The organism is Nitrosospira sp. TNL200, from assembly GCF_055386305.1.
On record NZ_AP041003.1, the window covers coordinates 183,046 to 200,518 of the forward strand.

A 17,473-nucleotide genomic window follows, 5' to 3' on the forward strand; every position below is an offset into this window, starting at 1 on the left:
GGAACCGTATAAGAATTAGATGGACCCAAAGGCGCCCAAAGGATCCGGATGAAACCCCAGGAAGCACTCACCCGAATTATCGAACACCGCGAAATCTTCCATGACGAAATGCTTTCGCTCATGCGCCAGATCATGCGTGGCGAGTTGTCGCCGGCGCTGATAGCGGCGATTGTCACCGGGCTTCGGGTCAAGAAGGAAACCATAGGCGAAATTGCCGCCGCCGCGCAGGTGATGCGCGAATTCGCCACGCCGGTCGAGGTGGCGGACCATCGCTATCTCGTCGATACCTGCGGAACGGGAGGGGATGCCGCCCAGACATTCAATATTTCCACCACCGCAGCCTTTGTCGCTGCGGCGGCTGGCGCCCGTGTCGCCAAGCATGGAGGACGCTCCATATCCAGCAAGTCCGGCAGCGCGGATGTGCTCGAGGCCCTGGGGATCAACCTGAATCAGGTTCCGGAACAGATAGCGGCCGACATAGAAGAAATCGGCGTCGGTTTCATGTTCGCTCCCAACTTTCACGGTGCCATGAAGCATGCCGCTCCCGTGCGGCGTGAGCTGGGTGTGCGCACCCTGTTCAATATACTGGGTCCGTTAACGAATCCTGCGGGGGCGAGAAACCAGTTGCTGGGAGTGTTTCACCCTGATCTCGTCGGTATACTGGCGCGCGTGCTGCAACGCCTGGGCAGCCATCATGTGATGGTGGTCCATGGAAGGAATACCCATTGCGAGCAGGGGAAAGACGGGCTGGATGAGATTACCATCGCGGGAGAAACCTGGGTGGGCGAACTCAAGCAGGGTGAAATAACCGAATATGCCATCAGGCCGGAAGATTTCGGCATGCGTAGCGCCCCCATCGAGGAGATACAGGTGAAGGACAGCATCCAGTCCAGGAATATGCTGGTTTCGGTGCTGGATAATCAGCCTGGTCCGGCGCTGGATGTAGTATTGCTCAACGCAGGCGCAGCCATCTACGTGGCAGGGGTGGCCAAGTCGCTGGAGCAGGGTCTCGAAAAAGCGCGTATCGCGATAGAAAGCGGCGCGGCCAGGGCCAGGCTGCGCGATCTGATCGAGTTCTCCAATCGGGACAAAACTTCGCAGGATAAGGCTTTTCTGACTTGATGCCCAATATCCTGCAGGAGATCCTGCTTTCGAAAGTACGCGAAGTCGCCCTCGCCAGAATTGCCCGGCCGTTATCGGTCTTGCAACGGGAGGCAGAGGCCGCTTCGTCTCCGAGGAATTTTACCGGGGCAATCAGGGAGCGCATCGCTGCCGGCTCGGCGGCGATCATTGCGGAAATAAAGAAAGCCAGTCCCAGCAAGGGCATGCTGCGCGAAAACTTCAATCCCGCCGCAATCGCTGCCAGCTACGCTCTTCATGGGGCAGCCTGCCTGTCCGTTTTAACCGACAGGCAGTTTTTCAAGGGAAGCCCGGAATACCTCCGGGAAGCTCGTGCCGCTTGCCAGTTGCCGGTGTTGCGCAAGGATTTCATCCTGGACGAGTATCAGGTAATCGAAGCCAGGGTCATGGGGGCGGATTGCATTTTGCTGATCGTGGCGGCATTTTGCATGCCGTTGCCGGAAGGTGAAAAAGGTCTCCAGAAGGAGGAGGCGGTCGATCGGATGGCGAAGCTGGAAGCGCTGGCCCACTCGCTTGGCATGGCAGTGCTGATCGAAGTGCACGATGCCGGGGAACTGGAGCTTGCGTTGCAACTGGATTCGCCGCTGATAGGTATCAACAACCGTAACCTCGGCACTTTCGAGACACGCCTCGACACCACATTGCAGTTGCTTGACCGTGTTCCAGCGGCGCGTATCGTCATTTCCGAAAGCGGAATAAGCTCGCCCGCAGATGTCGCACTGATGCGGAATCACCAAGTGCACGCATTTCTCGTCGGTGAAGCTTTCATGCGCGCGGAAGATCCCGGCGCCGAGCTGGGGCGATTATTCCGCTGAATCCCCCATTCCCAGTGGATTCCCGGCAGGTTTGTTGCAAAAAAGCAACAGGGTTTTCTCCCATATTCCAAAACTGTGCTTATTTCCTTGCTACGTCTTGTCACGTTAGGCACAATCTCTCAACCCTCTCATTTAGAGAGGTCCAAGCAGCGGGACATACTCCACCGAAAATAGGGTCGGTGCGAGGGCCCACCGTTTCAACTTTAAAGGAGATTTTCCACATGAAAAAGAAACTGATTGCCCTGGCTGTCGCCGGTGCACTCGCGGCCCCGGTGGTTGCATCCGCACAAGGGACGAATGTAACAATTTTTGGTCGGGTGCAAGCTGAGTACAGTCTGGTCGACTTTTCAGGTTCCCCCAGCCAGTCAACGCTGCAGGACAACTCCCGGTCGTCACGCTGGGGTCTGCATATCACGGAAGATCTGGGTAATGGACTGAGGGCAAACGCTCGTCTGGAAATGGGCCTCAACGCGGGCTCGGGTTCGGCTACGACGCCTCGCGAACAATGGGTTGGACTTTCCAGCGCCCAATGGGGTGACGTCAAATTCGGCCGGGTGCAATCTCCATTCAAGGATTTTGCCGGCGGCATGACCATCGACCCGTTTGCCTATACCACATTGCAAGCCGGCGGTTCCGGCGGCACGATGTCGGCAGGCGCGAATGGCCTGGGTTCGGGCGCCAATACCTTCGTCAACAGCGCCATCCGCTTCGATTCGGCAACGATAGAAGGTTTCTCCTTCGCGGCAATATTGATGCCGGGCGATGCCAATACGCTTAGCCCCCTCCAATCTGGCATGCTATCCGGTTTCTTGCCGGGCGGCCTGGGCAGCAATGGCAATACTGGCGGTAGGAACGGTGAGTTCGACGGCCAGGCCGCTGCCAAGTATCATATGGATTTCATGGGCATGGGAATGGACATTTTTGGCGGCTATTCCCGGGATAACGCCAATCAGGCACAGAAAGCCATCGGCCTGAAGACCGAAGAAGTGTGGCGCGTGGGTGCTTCCTGGGCTTTCGAAAACTTCAAGCTCAGCGGACAGTATGAAGACATCAACAACGCGATCGGCTCGGCAACCTGTAGCAGCGCTGCCGCCCTGGTAGCGAATCCGATGGATGCACCGGGAAGCTCCACAGGACAATGTAATTCGGCGATGAATGCTGGCGGTGACGGCAATATCTGGTTTGCGGGCGCGCAATACAGATTGGGCAACACCACGCTGGTGGCCCAGGGTGGTATGACGAAAGCTCACGCAGGCGGCCTTAACCCCGCGGCAGGAGCTCGCAAAGCCGACAGCTTCACCGTGGGCGCGATCCACAATCTGAGCAAGCGCACCAGCCTGTTCGGTGGTTATCAGCACGTGTATGTCACCAACCCGAATGGCGGTACCAACCTTGACAGCCTCGCCCCGATTTATGCGACTGGCAATCGTGCCACCTACACGATTGGTGTTCGCCACAACTTCTGATCGGGTTGTGTAGAAGGAAATGGGGCGCCGCGGCGCCCCATTTTTTTGCTTTCCGAAGTGCCTGACTCAGGTGCTGGAAGTAACTGATTATTCTCGGGAACATCAAAGGTGTCCCGGGCTTTAACCATGAAGGCGCCGTGAGTTTAGTTTGCGATGTAGACATGCTAATATACCCGCGCGATAAAGTGCCGAAAAACGCGGAATGATGGGCGTTATAACCTCGCTTCCAGTCATGTTCGTTGCCGCGCCAGCGAAGCGTGAGGAACCTTGTGAGTGGTCAGGTAAAAGAAACGTAGAGTCATTTGCGGCATAATCATTATTGAAGTTCTTTGGAGGATTTGCTCATGGGAGTTCCTTTACGTCAACAGATTGCGGTGGGTACTTATCTGCTCAAGCAAAAGTTGAAGGGAGTAAAAAAATATCCAATGGTCCTGATGCTGGAGCCCTTGTTTCGCTGCAATCTGGCTTGTGCAGGCTGCGGGAAAATAGATTATCCGGATGACGTTCTTGACCAGCGCCTGTCGGTTGAGCAGTGCATGGAGGCGGTTGATGAGTGTGGCGCTCCCATGGTGTCGATACCAGGGGGAGAGCCGCTCATACATAAGGAAATGCCGCAAATCGTCGCGGGTATCGTTGCCCGCAAGAAATATGTTTATTTGTGCACAAACGCTCTTTTATTGAAGAAAAAGATCGACGACTATACCCCTTCTCCCTATCTGACGTTTTCCATCCACCTGGATGGCTTGAAGGAACGGCACGATGCTTCCGTTTGCCAGGATGGTGTTTTTGACCGGGCGGTCGAAGCAATAAAGATAGCGGTGGCGAAAGGCTTCCGCGTAACCGTAAACTGCACCCTGTTCCAGGGAGAAACGCCCGACGATGTGGCTGAGTTTCTGGATTTTGTCATGGACCTCGGTGTCGAAGGCGCCACTATTGCGCCTGGATTCAGCTATGAGCGCGCTCCGCGGCAGGATATTTTTATCAAAGGGAAGGATACCAAGAATTTATTCCGGGGTATTTTCAAGCTGGGCAAAACCCGCAACTGGAAGTTGAATCATTCCACGCTCTATCTCGATTTCCTGGCCGGCAATCAAAACTACGAGTGCACCCCCTGGGGTAATCCCACGCGGAACGTATTTGGCTGGCAAAAACCTTGCTACCTGCTGCCCGACGAGGGCTATGCGGCAACCTTCCAGGAGTTGCTGGATGATACGCCCTGGGATAAATACGGCAACAGCAGCAATCCTAAATGCGCTCAGTGCATGGCGCATTGCGGTTATGAGGCGACTGCCGTTGAAGATATGCTCCAGCATCCATTCAAGGCATTCATAACCTCGCTGCGAGGCCCGAAAACGACAGGGCCCATGGTTGCCGAGCCGACTCCGAAGTGGGCCAAGGAGGCATTGAAGCCTCGAAAGACCATCGGTGGAATTCCTGTTAAAATAGAGCGATAACGGCAGCGTGCCATCGGTCTTGTCGCTCTGTATCGTCTTCATCAGGAGCTGTCCCATGGTCATGGGACAGCGGTGGACCGGTTCCTAAGCCCGTGTTCTTGAGCTATTGCAGCGTAGCCATCCCCGCGTTGCCCGGCATTTGTCCAATCCCTGCAGTGATCTTCATTGCGCCGCCGTGGTGCAGTGGGCGTTGCCGCTTATGAGATTTGTAAAAATGAAAATCCTGCGCGCGATCAAGTTCCTGTTCTACTTCCAGCTGGTGTCGGCCATGTTTTTGATCGCGCCCGCATCCTGGGCCGAGAGCCCGGTTCCTGCGGAAGTTTCGGATGCGCAACAAGTGGTGGCGCGTCTGCACGATGCGCTTATCAAGGCTATGCGGGAAAGTGGCAGCCTGGGCTACAAAGGCCGCTACGAATTGCTGGCTCCGGTAATCGACCAGACCCACGATATCGATTTTATCGCACGCACCAGTCTCGGCGCCAATTGGACCCGGCTCAGCTCCGAGCAGCAGCACACTTTCATAGATGTCTTCCGGAAGCTCAGCATCGGCACCTATGCGGGATGGTTCAAGGAATATGGTGGTGAACAATTTGAGTTCGTGGAGCAGCAGCAGATGCCGCGAGAGCAGGTCATGGTGCGCAGCAAGCTGGTTCCCCCGAAGGGGGAGCCTGTGCGGTTCGACTATATCCTGCGCCATGAGAAAGCAGGATGGCGTATCGTCAATATCCTCGCCGACGGGGTCAGTGATCTCGCATTAAAGCGGGTGGAATACCGCGCCATCCTGCAGCGTGACGGCTTTGCTACGCTCGTCGACATGCTCAGGAAAAAGATCGTTCTCACCGAGCAAAGCTAGGCAATTTCTCCCTGCGTCGGGTTCGATCGCTTCAGTTTGCCTCTTCAAGGATGACCATACCCAACAAAGCATCCTCCAGCCGCCTCTACAATCTCTTCGCCCGCTGGTCCTACATCTCCTATCGTCACAGTGCCTGGATCATCCTCATCGCGGTGCTCGTGACTGCTGCCTGCGGTTTGTATGTGTCCCGAAATCTGGGCATGAATACGGATACCACGGATATGCTCTCGGAGGACCTGCCATTCCGCATCAATATGACGCACTACAGCAAAACGTTTCCTCAGGATATCGACACGCTGCTACTGGTGCTGGACGCACCCACCCCTGAGCAGGCGTATACGCTTACCGCACGGCTTGCCGCCCGCCTGAGCAAGGACCACGAAAATTACTATAGCGTCTACTCGCCGAACGTCGATGATTTTTTTTCCCGCAACGGTCTGCTTTACGAAAGCATTCCAGAGCTGGAGCTCATAACGGACCGTCTGGCGGCGGCCCAGCCATTGATTGCGCTTATCGCGAAAGAGCCCACGCTGGCGACCTTCGCGTCGGTATTGACCAAAGCGGTGGATGAGTTGCGAAACGGGCGTGCCATGGAGTTACAGCCCGTGCTGAACGCGGTCAGCGCCACGCTGGATGCGCGGATGGACGGTTCTCCCAGGCAATTGTCATGGCAATCCCTGTTTGACGCCAAGCCGCAAAAAAAGACATACCAGGAATTGATCGTAGTCAAGCCCAGACTTCATTACGACCAGCTATTTCCGGCCGAGCAATCCATTGCCGCGCTGCATGCGGCGGCAAGAGAGACTGGCATTACCGAAAATAGCCCCGTGAAGCTGCGCATCACCGGCGAAGTGGCATTGTCCCATGACGAGCTTACCAGCTCTCTCCAGGGCATGGAGGTCGCGGGTGTCGTTACATTTGTGCTCGTGGGGATTGTGCTTTATTTTGCCATGCGAACGCCCGGGCTGATACTTGCAGTGCTGATATGCCTTTCCATGGGTCTTCTTCTGACAGCCGCATTTGCCACCGCAACGGTCGGCCATCTCAATTTGATATCCATTGCTTTTGCCGTGCTGTACATCGGCCTGGGCGCCGACTTTGCCATTCATTTTCTGCTCAGGCATCAAGAGTTGACGGATAAGGGCGAGCCAGCGGCAGAGGCCATCTACGACTCGGGAGGCGATGCGGGGGCAGCGCTTGCAGCCTGCACCATAACCAACGCGATCGGTTTCTACGCATTCATTCCCACCGATTACAGCGGCGTGGCGGAACTGGGCATCATCTCGGGTACTGGCATGGTCATCAGTCTTTTCGTTACCCTCACCATCGGGCCCGCCCTGTTGCGTTATTTTCCCAAGCATCCTTCGAGCGTCCCCATAAAAACGGTCTCAGTCGGGAGGGTGCTCGAATTATCATTGAAATGGCACAAGCTAACCTATGCCCTCACCTTGATATTGGCGGTTGCGGCACTGGCTGCCTTGCCGCAGGTGAGATTCGACTACAACCTCCTTAACCTGCAGGACCCGAAAGGCAAGGCGCTGCAAACCTTCCGCGAACTTCTCGCAGACGCCGACCATTCGCCATGGCAAGCGGTCGCGCTGGCCAATAGTCCGGCGGATGCCCAACGTCTGGCGCAGAGGCTGGCTGCGCTCCCGGAGGTGAACAAGGTCGTCACGATGCTGGATTTTGTTCCCGAGGATCAGCAGCAGAAGCTTTTTCTTATAGAGGAAATGGCGCTTACCATGGGGCCGATCGCATTTTCAGCGCCACCCGATGACAGCGGGGACAGCGGCGAAGAAGCGTTAAGCCGGCGGCGCGCAGAGTTGAATCGGCTGGCTGCTGCACTGGATGGTTTTATCGCCACGCATCCCAATCACTCAGCATCGGCTTCCGCACGTTCGCTGAAATCGTCTCTTGCCGCGCTTTTCGCCCGTCTGGACACCATCGACTTACACGGAAAAAAGGATCTGTTGCGTTCGGTGGAAAACGATCTGCTTGCGACGCTGCCTCAGGCTTTGGAAAGATTGAGGATGGCCACTGAAGCCATTCCGTTTGAGGAAAAGGATTTGCCGGTATCGCTGGTCAGCCACTGGCGCAGCCAGGGCGGCGAATACCGCCTGGCTGTCTATCCTGCGGAGGATATCAATGACAACGGGGCATTAAGGCGGTTTGTCGAGACGGTCCAGAAAGTAGCGCCCCAGGCCACGGGGGCTCCCATGGTTACCCTGGAAGCCGGTGACGCCGTCGTGCGGGCGTTCATTCAGGCTTTCTCGCTTGCCCTGCTCGGAATTACCATAGCCTTGCTGATTCTGTTGCGCAGCGTGAAATATACCCTGCTGGTGCTGGCTCCCCTGCTGTTGTCCAGCCTCTTCACCGCTGCCTTCACAGTGCTTCTCGGCATCCCGTTCAACTTTGCCAATGTCATTGCGCTGCCGTTACTGCTGGGCATCGGTATCGATAGCAGTCTGCATATGGTGCATCGAAGCATTAACAACGAACTGGTCAGCGAAATCCTGATTCATACCAGCACCGCCCGCGCCATCTTTTATAGCGCGCTCACGGCGCTGGTGGACTTCGCCAGCCTCATGTTTTCATCGCATCAGGGCACGGCCAGCATGGGTGTGCTTCTTACCGTCGGGCTCGCTTTGACTCTCATCTGTACCTTGGTAATATTGCCGGTACTGCTGCGTGGCCCGGGGCAAAGCGTGAAAACATAAAATGAGTGTCCATCTCATCCAGAACTACGGTTGATCGAGAAAACGGATCGTTATTCCTGAAACCATTTTTACCCGTTAACGGTCAGAGGATGCTGGCACCGAAAGTATGCGCCGATTCGGTAATTTTTGTTTATACTTCGCACCTTGGGAATCCTTGACAAGTCTCTGCTGGCGCGACGGGGGTTGTGGGATGAGATGCGCGAAAGGCGATGGTACTGTAGCGGATTCGCAAAGTACGGTCTGGGTGTAGAAGGTCAGGAAAAGCTCATACCTTGCCTATCATGACACATAAACGCACGGCAACGATTTTGCTATTGATGTGCGCGCTGCTGTCTGGCGGTTGCGCCACCACGCGTCCCACCGATGCCAGCGTGGATCCGATCGACCCAAACGAGAAAACCAACCGTAAATTTTATGACTTTACGGATATGGTAGACCGGAATGTCCTTGCGCCGGTAGCGGATGCCTACATCAAATATATCCCCAATCCCATGCAGCGCTCGATTGGAAATTTTTATGACAACCTGGCCTATCCCAACGTAATTCTCAATGACTTTCTGCAAGGGAAGGTGCGGCAGGGGTTCGAGGATAGCCTGCGGTTCGTCGTCAATACCACTATCGGCCTGGGCGGGCTTTTCGACATGGCCGCGCCGATGGGTTTGCTGCAGCATGACGAAGATTTCGGACAGACCCTTGGCGTATGGGGGGTCAATACGGGTTCTTATTTATTTGTGCCGCTTATTGGTCCGAGCACCTATCGCGATGCGCCCGGAATTGGCGTCAGCGCGGTCAGCAACCTTTTGTTCTATGCCGGTTCGTTCGCTAGTGCGGCGGTTGTCGGCCCGGTGACGGTATTGGGCATCATCGACAAGCGGGCCAGATTATCCGGCCCCATGCGTGTTCGCGACCAGGCGGCGCTGGATCCGTATTTGTTTGTGCGAGAGGGGTTCTTACAGCAGCGCAAGCATCTAATCTACGATGGCGATCCGCCTCCGGAGAGCTTCGACGATCCAATGTATGAGGAATTGGAGCAGAGCGAGCCAATAACCAAGTCATCGACCGGAAGCGCGCACTGAGTGGCGATTTGGGGATAGTACGATATAATTCCCGAAAGAGCGAACAGCATCAGGTTAAATCCGTGAAAATCAAAAAGATGATTCATGCAAACCAGCAGTTTCGGCAATATGCAAATGAAGAGTTTTGAGAGTACGGCGAGAATCTACAAGGAAGATCGATACCTTAATCCAGCCTCCCTGGAGGCCGGGCTAAACGCTGCCCGCGAGGGATTGCTGCGTCTTCAGAAGGAGGATGGGCATTGGTGTTTTCCGCTGGAGGCGGACTGCACTATTCCCGCCGAGTACGTGCTGATGATGCATTTCATGGACGAGGTGGATACAGGCCTGCAGGCCAGGCTGGCCAGATTCGTTCGAGGAAAGCAGGACTCCCGGCATGACGGCTGGTCGTTATATTATGGCGGCGATTTTGATCTCAGTTGCACTGTCAAGGCCTATTATGCCTTGAAGCTCGCGGGTGACTCGCCTGAAGCGCCGCATATGGCGCGTGCGCGTGCCGCCATATTGGCGCATGGGGGAGCAGCGCGCGCCAACGTATTTACGCGCATAATGCTTGCCATGTTCGGCCAGATTCCCTGGCGGGGAGTGCCTTTCGTACCGGTGGAGATCATATTCCTGCCACGCTGGTTTCCGTTTCACCTCAGCAAGATTGCCTACTGGTCCCGCACGGTAACGATACCCCTGTCCATATTATGCAGCCTGAAGAAGCGGGCTGCGAATCCGCGCGATATCCATATCCAGGAATTATTTACTGTTCCTCCGAACGAAGAGCGGAATTATTTTCCGATACGGACGCACCTGAACCGGTTTTTTTTAGTGCTTGAGCGAACCACCTCGATATTCGAGCCCTACATTCCGCCATTTTTCCGCCGCATGGCGATACGCCGGGCTGAAAGCTGGATGATAGAGCGTCTGAACGGCGACAGCGGCCTGGGCGGAATATTTCCGGCAATAGTGAATGCGTACGAAGCGCTTGCCGCGCTTGGCTATCCTTATGAGCATCCCTACCGGAAGCAGTGCCGGGATGCCTTGCAGGGGTTACTGGTGGAACAGGGGGAGAACACGTGGTGCCAGCCATGCGTTTCTCCGGTATGGGACACCGTTCTTGCCAGCCTGGCGCTACAGGAAGGCGGCATGGACGAAAAGTCTGTCCGCAAAGCCCTTGACTGGCTTATTCCAAACCAGATACTGGACGCGCCGGCTGACTGGCAGGAAGACCACCCCGGTCTGGCAGGAGGGGGCTGGGCCTTTCAGTACGCCAATCCGCATTACCCGGACCTCGACGATACTGCGGCAGTCGCCTGGGCACTTCATCTGGCGGACCCGAAAGCCTATAGTGAAAGCATTGCACGGGCGGCTGACTGGCTTGCGGGAATGCAATCCGCCAACGGTGGTTTCGCCGCTTTTGACAGCGATAACACCTACTATTATCTCAACGAAATTCCGTTTGCCGATCATGGCGCTTTGCTTGATCCTCCAACCAGCGACGTCACGGCCAGATGCACGGGTTTCCTGGCTTTGTATGGTCAGGCCAGGCACAAGGAGGTCGTGGAGCGCGGCCTGACCTACCTGTTCCGGGAACAGGAACCAAGCGGAGCCTGGTTCGGGCGCTGGGGGAGCAATTACATTTATGGCACCTGGGCGGTGCTGGAAGCATTTCGGCTTGCTCGTGTCGATACCGGCCACCTTGCCATCCGGCGCGCGGTGCAATGGCTCAAGTCGATTCAGCAGGAGGATGGAGGCTGGGGAGAAAGCAATGACAGTTACTTCGACCCCCAGCAGGCAGGACGTTTTCATACGAGCACCCTCTCCCAGACGGCATGGGCTTTGCTTGGCCTGATGGCAGCCGGGGAAGGCCGGAGCAAGGAGGTATACCGGGGTATCGAATATCTCCTGCGGAAACAAGCCAGCGATGGCCTGTGGTATGACCCCTGGTTTAACGCTCCGGGTTTTCCCCGTGTTTTCTATCTGAAGTATCACGGGTATACCAGCTATTTTCCATTGTGGGCTTTGGCAAGATTTCGTGGCGGCGCCGCAAAGAATCTTGCGTGAAGAGCATAGGTATCGTAGCGGCGATGCGGGTGGAAGCGCGCTGCATCACGCCGCGCAGATTACCCTTTAACGAGCCCGTAAGACTGGGGGAAGGCGCCTCGATCTGGCTTTGCGGCATGGGCGGGCAGGCGGCTGCGAGAGCGGCGGAAGGGTTGCACGCTGCCGGCGCCAACGCGCTGATGAGCTTTGGGCTTGCAGGTGCGCTGGATTCAACCCTGCGGCCGGGAAGTCTGATTCTGCCTGAATATATCCAGGCAGATCGCCTATTTCCTGTCGATTTGCTCTGGCGCGATCGATTGCGCACGCTGCTCCCCAACCATATCAGCGTAGTGAGTGGAACCCTTGCCGCAAGCAGGCACGTCCTGACTTCCGCCACCGCAAAACGGACATTGGCACAAACCACAGGTGCTTGCGCCGTGGACATGGAAAGCGGTGCGATTGCAGAAGTGGCGGAACACGCCGGCCTGCCGTTTCTTGCAGTGCGTGCGATTTCCGATCCCATCGAATTTTCACCTCCCTCCGCTCTGCTCGATGCAATACGGCCCGATGGGAGCGTGGAGTTGGGACGCTTCCTGGGCCTGTTGCTGCGCGGGAGAATCAGTCCCCGCACATTGTTGCGGCTGGCGGTTGAATCGCGGGCAGCCTGTTCGACATTGGCGACGGTAGTGCGGTTCGGCAAGACAGAAATAGCATGAGGTTTCCATAGTACGCCCTGCGGTTCGGCAATGGGCGCAATGGGCATATCGATAGCGTGAATCCACCAGCCCATCGCTGGACTGGTGGATTCATTTGCTGCAATACCGAGTGTGAACGTTCTCATTCAGCAGGCCCGCCGCTCACCGGGTTTGCAGCGGTTAAGCCAGGGCTCGCAGAGCCTTAATCGTCATTGTCACGCCATTGATGGTGGTCATGGAGATGCATCTGCTTTGCGGGGATAATCTCGTAGGTCACGTTGTCCCCATGCTGCTGCGTATAAAATACCCGCCAGCCATCGCGGAACGGACGTGGGTTCCTGGCTCCCAGAAGGCCATGAACGCTGTCATCGCCATCGGAAATATGAATTCCGGTGATTTCGTTATCGCCATCATTCTGGAAACCATTGGCTGGACGCTCATCGGTCAAGGGGGAATCGAAGGTCGCCGACGCATCGCGCCCCTGTGCCAGTATGCGGATTGGCTGGATAGCAGGGTTGGTATAATCGGTGTTTACGTCAAACAGGTAGGCCGAATCCAGCGCGTTACGCTGCGTGTGGAGCGTATCGCCCGCATCCTCGACCACCACCAATTTGTTTTTGCTCCAGAACGCAATATTGTCGAACCCCGTACGCGCAACACCGCCTTTGTAGAATATCGACAGGCGCCAGGAATCGGATGAGCCATTCTTCTGGGCAAGCCTGAATATGCCGCCGAATCCGCCGAAGTCAGCTCCTGCTTCAGTATCTTTATTCGTATCGCCGGTTTCGGTAAAATAAAATTCGCGAAACCCGGTGCCTGGACGAAAGGCCCCGTTTTCGGGACGCTTGAATGGGGTTGCCTGTTTTATTTTGGCAGCCGCATTGGCGTCGAAGGGAACAAAGCCATCCACATCGGTATCATGGATAACGATCCATTTGGTATCGAATGTGACGCCATAAGAATGAAGGTCTTTTACATCCAGAGAGAGAATATCGCCGTCCGGATCGTCCAGGTTGAAAACAATGGGGCCGGCATGGCGTTTTGAGGCTACTTGCAGGGCCTGAAGCTTGCCACCTGCTTTCAAGTCGTGCTTGTTTTTTGGCACAAAACGGTAAATGAAGCTATTGGGCTGCTTGGCGTTTTTGTTTACCGCACCGGATCTGCCGCCTGCATCCTCGACGATCCAGAGATTGCCCTGGGCATCGGCCTGGATACCCTCGTAGCCCCCGCGCCCCATGATGCCGGAAATATCCTCCACCGCCGATGGATAATTTACGGTCGCCTGCCATACCCCCCCATTTTTACCTGCTTCTGCGGTAAATAAAAGTCGCTGTGCCCAGGGGTACCAGGTGGAGCCATCGAAGAGCGGCAGGGGTTTTCCCTCGACATCCTTATCCGCCATGAGTGTCGTGCGATGCAGGCCATCCGCTTCCAGGTTGATGCGCGTGATGTAGCCTTGCTTGCCGCCTTCGTGGCCTTGAAACAGAAAGCGTGAACCATAGTCGTAATGGCTGTCGGGACCCGTCTGTCCGTGCAGCACGAGATAGGTGTTCTTGTCCGGCTCGGTTTTGCTGGCTTCGATCGTGCTGCCAGCAGTCTGGACCGCGCCCGGGGCGGGCATGTGCGGTCCGTCGTTGTTGTAACCATAAAAACCGATCAGGTCGGTTGGATTCTCGAGTTTCGTGGCGCCGCTGGCCCAGACGATCTGTTCCAGTTCCGGAGTAAGGATATTCGGCGCAACCATGCCCGCAGTCTTGGGATTGGCTGCGGGGACACCGGATAGCTGATCCTGGGCCTGGGTATAATCAGCGCTTAAACCCATCACGATAGTGGACGCCATAAGCATTTTTCCTGCGATAGTGTGCATAGGAAGACCCCCGAACTGGCATGTTGGACACAAGCACTTACCCTACGCGCAAATCATGGCAACGTAATTTCACGGAGTTGACTGATTTGTGACAAGCCAGCAGCACATTGGCGGCATATGCATCGTGCCGGGTGTCTATTGCTTCGGTAGATGCGGCGGCCCTGGCCCGGATGATTATCAGATTGAGCGCGAATTCCGCTACGGACAGACCCGCACTTGATCCATCTCTGCCATACACCGTATACAGATTGCAACATACATGAGAGAGACTATACTGAAGCTAGTCGCCAGTTGATGCCAGTCGATTTTTGCGAAGGTGGAAAGGCAAAAAATTCATCCGGGGATAAAAAATGGCAAGGCCAACGAAATCACGCTATACGTTGATCAAGGGAAAATACTGGATCTACTACCCCGATATGCCAAGGCAGGGACCGGAGCCCGACGGCGACACCGTCAGGTTCGAGCCTGACAATATCGACCTGGTCCTCGATTTACCAAGGTTTTCGGGCAAGCGGGCCGAGTTCAACAAGCGCAAAAATATTGCCGTCCGGTATGAGGGAATCGATGCGCTGGAAACCCATTTCAGGGAAACGCATCAGGAACTCGGTTTCGCCAATGCTGCCCGTGACGAAAACCTGCGCTTGCTGGGGTTCGAGAACGTTGTTTATTCCAGTGACTCGCCGAACAAAGTACAGTCGGTGGATAATAACCCGCTGCCAGGTTACGTTATTGCGAGTGGTATCGAGGCCAACGGAAGGCTGCTCGGCCTTGTTTACGCTGATGCATCTGACAGGGAAGATGGAGAAAACGTCTTTGTGGAAGATGCTTTGCTGGATCAAAGCGTCAATGCAAAGCTTGTCAGGGCGGGGTTATGTTACGTGGAACCCTATGATACCATGCCGATGTCACTGATTGTCCACTTGAGGCGCCTGATCGCCCAGGCGCGGAAAGAGCCGGGGGCTGGGCTTTGGCCGTATGAGGATGTGAACATCGGCAACGAGGTGGTCATTGCCGATCTTGCTCAACTGGAGACGCTCATCATTTGGCCCAAGCTGTTCCGACGCCTTGTCGCCTATTTTTTTGAGGGCCATGCGGGTCTGGAGCAGTTTGATGAGTGGATTCGCCAGGACCCGGTCCATCGGGACGACAGTCTGCAGTTGCCGGATGGCGAGAAAGGAAACATCCATGACACCTACTCGATAAACGGCGACTCATTGAGGTTGCGCTTCAATCCCGAGCAACTCATCATTACACCCGATCCGAAGCCCCTGTTTTAGCAGGTTGCTGAGCGTACCTGGGATCGAGGTTTGGCGGGATGCTGCATCCGCTCACGCCGGATATCCAACCCGGCTATGGAAACAGCTTCCCCGGATTCAGGATATTTCGGGGGTCGAACACCCGTTTGATCTGTTTCATCAGATCCAGCGTCGGCGCATCGATTTCCTTGCCGACAAAGGGACGTTTTTCGCTACCGATTCCATGTTCTCCCGACAGGGTCCCGTTCAGCCTTATCACCAGATCGAACACGTCATTCAGGCAGTCTCCCGCGCGCTGCATTTCCTCCACGTTATCCGGATTGACCAGGAGGTTTACATGGATATTTCCATTGCCGGCATGCCCAAAATTGACGTTGGCAATGCCGTACCTGGCGCTTAACCGTGCCAGTTCTTCCAGAAACTCTGGCAGGGCCGAAATGGGCACGACGACGTCTTCATTGATTTTCTTCGGTGCGATGTCGCGCAGCAACGGAGACAAGGTTTTCCGGGCTGCCCATAAAGCAGCGGGATCCGGTGCCTCCTCCGCATGAATCAGCCCATCTCCCGCGCATGCGGCCAGTACTGCGGCGGTTGACTCCGGGATGGAACTGTTCGCTCCATCCACTTCTATCATCAGCATTGCGCGCGCACCGGAAGGCAGCATCTCGGGGAAACGGCTGCGTATCAGATTGAGCGATCCTTCATCCAGAAATTCCACGGCGCTAGGGGTCTCTGAAAGCGCCATGATGCGAAGTATGGCTTCGGCACAGCTCGCAGCGGCATGATAATAAGCTGTGAGACCCCCTCTGGCCTGGGGAAGAGGGGTAAGTTTGAGCGTGGCTTCGGTAATGACCGCAAGCGTTCCCTCCGATCCTACCAGCAGGCGGGTGAGATCGTAGCCCACCACCCCCTTCGTGGTGTAGCAGCCGGTGCTGATCATGGCGCCTCCGCCAGTAACCGCCTTCAAGCCCAGCACGTGATCCCGCGTGGTGCCATATTTGACAGCATGTGGGCCGCCCGCGGAAGTGGCAAGATTTCCTCCTATGCTGGAGAAAGCTGCGCTGGAGGGGTCTGGCGGCCAAAAGAAACCATGGGGTTTCGCGGCCTCCTGTATGGTCTGATTCAGCACACCGGGTTCAGCTACAATTACCCGGTTACCAGGGTCCACGCTTATTATCCTGAGCATCCGTTCCAGTGACAGGGCAATGCCTCCTTTCTCCGGAAGGCTTCCTCCCGCGGTTCCCGTCCCGCGTCCCCTTGGAACGAGAGGGATTTCATATTCATTGCACAGACCTACCACCGCACACACCTCATTTGCGTCGATGGGAAAAACCACGGCATCGGGCGGAAAAAGCTTGCGGCTATTGTCGTAGCCATACACGAGGCAATCGACCGGATCCGTATAAAACCGGTCAGGCGGCAACAAATGGTCAAGTTGCTTAACGATGTCCTGCGCAAGCATGGTGTCGCTTTCCTAGTCCATATACTCAAATACCTTTACCACTTTTTTTACTCCGCTGGTGGATCGCGCTATCCCCACCGCGCTCTCCGCTTCCGTGCGTTTCACCAGGCCCAGCAGATAAACGACACCATTCTCCGTGACTACCTTGACGTGGTTAATCTGGAATTTTCCACCGTCCATGAAGCGGCTTTTTACTTTCGATGTAAGCAACGCATCGTTACTGCGGGACGCAAATGAGCTGATATCGGATACGGTGATTTCATTGGTGACGTTCCGCACATGCTCCACATTCGCGGCGAGGCGTTCCACCTCCTGCCTGGCAGCCTCGGTCGGCGTCTCGCCGGTCAGCAGCACATTTCGATTGAAACTGGTGACGTTGATGTGGGTGTTCGTTCCGAATTTTTCACTGATACGCCCGGTGCTTCTCGACTCGATGCCCTCGTCTTCTATAAACATGCCACTCGTGCGGCGGTCCTGGGACATCGCTACGCCCGTGCCAACCCCGGATACCACGCCGGTGGCAATCAGCAGGGCGCAGCCGGAAAAAAAAGGAAGCGTCAATAAGAGCAGCAGCAACAGTTTTCTGGTTGAATTTACCATCAGTTCCCTCTCGTATGATTTTTTTAAAAACTCTGCTGGATATC

At 55.8% G+C, this 17,473-nt stretch carries 13 protein-coding genes; 10 read left to right on the top strand and 3 right to left on the bottom strand.

Features of this window, described 5'->3' with window-relative positions:
* Positions 1-48 precede the first annotated feature (48 nt).
* From trpD to ACZ5CE_RS00915, 9 genes are all read left to right on the top strand, one after another.
* Positions 49-1,122, top strand: coding sequence for an anthranilate phosphoribosyltransferase (trpD, locus tag ACZ5CE_RS00875; RefSeq protein WP_464575868.1), 1,074 nt, complete (start codon positions 49-51; stop codon positions 1,120-1,122).
* Positions 1,122-1,955 carry an indole-3-glycerol phosphate synthase TrpC gene (gene trpC / locus ACZ5CE_RS00880; protein ID WP_464575869.1) on the top strand — a complete coding sequence of 278 codons (834 nt, stop codon included), beginning with the start codon at positions 1,122-1,124 and terminating at the stop codon, positions 1,953-1,955. Before trpD ends, trpC begins: the two co-directional genes overlap by 1 nt.
* 221 nt (positions 1,956-2,176) lie before the next feature.
* The gene (locus ACZ5CE_RS00885) at positions 2,177-3,421 is read left to right on the top strand and encodes a porin (protein ID WP_464575870.1); all 1,245 of its coding nucleotides are present in this window, start codon (positions 2,177-2,179) and stop codon (positions 3,419-3,421) included.
* Positions 3,422-3,765: 344 nt separating this feature from the next.
* Positions 3,766-4,875: an adenosyl-hopene transferase HpnH gene (gene hpnH / locus ACZ5CE_RS00890; protein WP_464575871.1), complete on the top strand. Its 1,110-nt coding sequence runs from the start codon at positions 3,766-3,768 to the stop codon at positions 4,873-4,875.
* Positions 4,876-5,089: 214 nt separating this feature from the next.
* Positions 5,090-5,728, top strand: a complete 639-nt coding sequence (locus ACZ5CE_RS00895; RefSeq protein WP_464575872.1) for an HpnM family protein — start codon at positions 5,090-5,092, stop codon at positions 5,726-5,728.
* A gap of 50 nt (positions 5,729-5,778) precedes the next feature.
* Positions 5,779-8,445: an MMPL family transporter gene (locus tag ACZ5CE_RS00900; protein WP_464575874.1), complete on the top strand. Its 2,667-nt coding sequence runs from the start codon at positions 5,779-5,781 to the stop codon at positions 8,443-8,445.
* Positions 8,446-8,726: 281 nt separating this feature from the next.
* Positions 8,727-9,521, top strand: a complete 795-nt coding sequence (locus ACZ5CE_RS00905; RefSeq protein WP_464577565.1) for an MlaA family lipoprotein — start codon at positions 8,727-8,729, stop codon at positions 9,519-9,521.
* 114 nt (positions 9,522-9,635) lie between these two features.
* Positions 9,636-11,570 carry a squalene--hopene cyclase gene (shc, locus tag ACZ5CE_RS00910; protein ID WP_464575875.1) on the top strand — a complete coding sequence of 645 codons (1,935 nt, stop codon included), beginning with the start codon at positions 9,636-9,638 and terminating at the stop codon, positions 11,568-11,570.
* A complete protein-coding gene (locus tag ACZ5CE_RS00915) occupies positions 11,567-12,265 on the top strand; it encodes a phosphorylase family protein (RefSeq protein ID WP_464575877.1) in 699 nt (232 codons plus the stop codon). The genes shc and ACZ5CE_RS00915 overlap by 4 nt, the downstream gene beginning before the upstream one ends.
* A gap of 181 nt (positions 12,266-12,446) precedes the next feature.
* Here ACZ5CE_RS00915 and ACZ5CE_RS00920 read toward each other — a convergent pair whose 3' ends face one another.
* Positions 12,447-14,084, bottom strand: coding sequence for an alkaline phosphatase PhoX (locus ACZ5CE_RS00920; protein WP_464575878.1), 1,638 nt, complete (start codon positions 14,082-14,084; stop codon positions 12,447-12,449).
* 377 nt (positions 14,085-14,461) lie between these two features.
* On the opposite strand from ACZ5CE_RS00920, the gene ACZ5CE_RS00925 reads away from it, so the two are divergent.
* Complete coding sequence (locus ACZ5CE_RS00925) at positions 14,462-15,388, top strand: thermonuclease family protein (protein WP_464575879.1); 927 nt, start codon at positions 14,462-14,464, stop codon at positions 15,386-15,388.
* Positions 15,389-15,461: 73 nt separating this feature from the next.
* Here the strand turns inward: ACZ5CE_RS00925 and ACZ5CE_RS00930 are convergent, their stop codons facing one another.
* Positions 15,462-16,829: an FAD-binding oxidoreductase gene (locus tag ACZ5CE_RS00930; protein ID WP_464575880.1), complete on the bottom strand. Its 1,368-nt coding sequence runs from the start codon at positions 16,827-16,829 to the stop codon at positions 15,462-15,464.
* A gap of 12 nt (positions 16,830-16,841) precedes the next feature.
* Positions 16,842-17,429: a BON domain-containing protein gene (locus ACZ5CE_RS00935; RefSeq protein ID WP_464575881.1), complete on the bottom strand. Its 588-nt coding sequence runs from the start codon at positions 17,427-17,429 to the stop codon at positions 16,842-16,844.
* Positions 17,430-17,473: the final 44 nt, after the last annotated feature.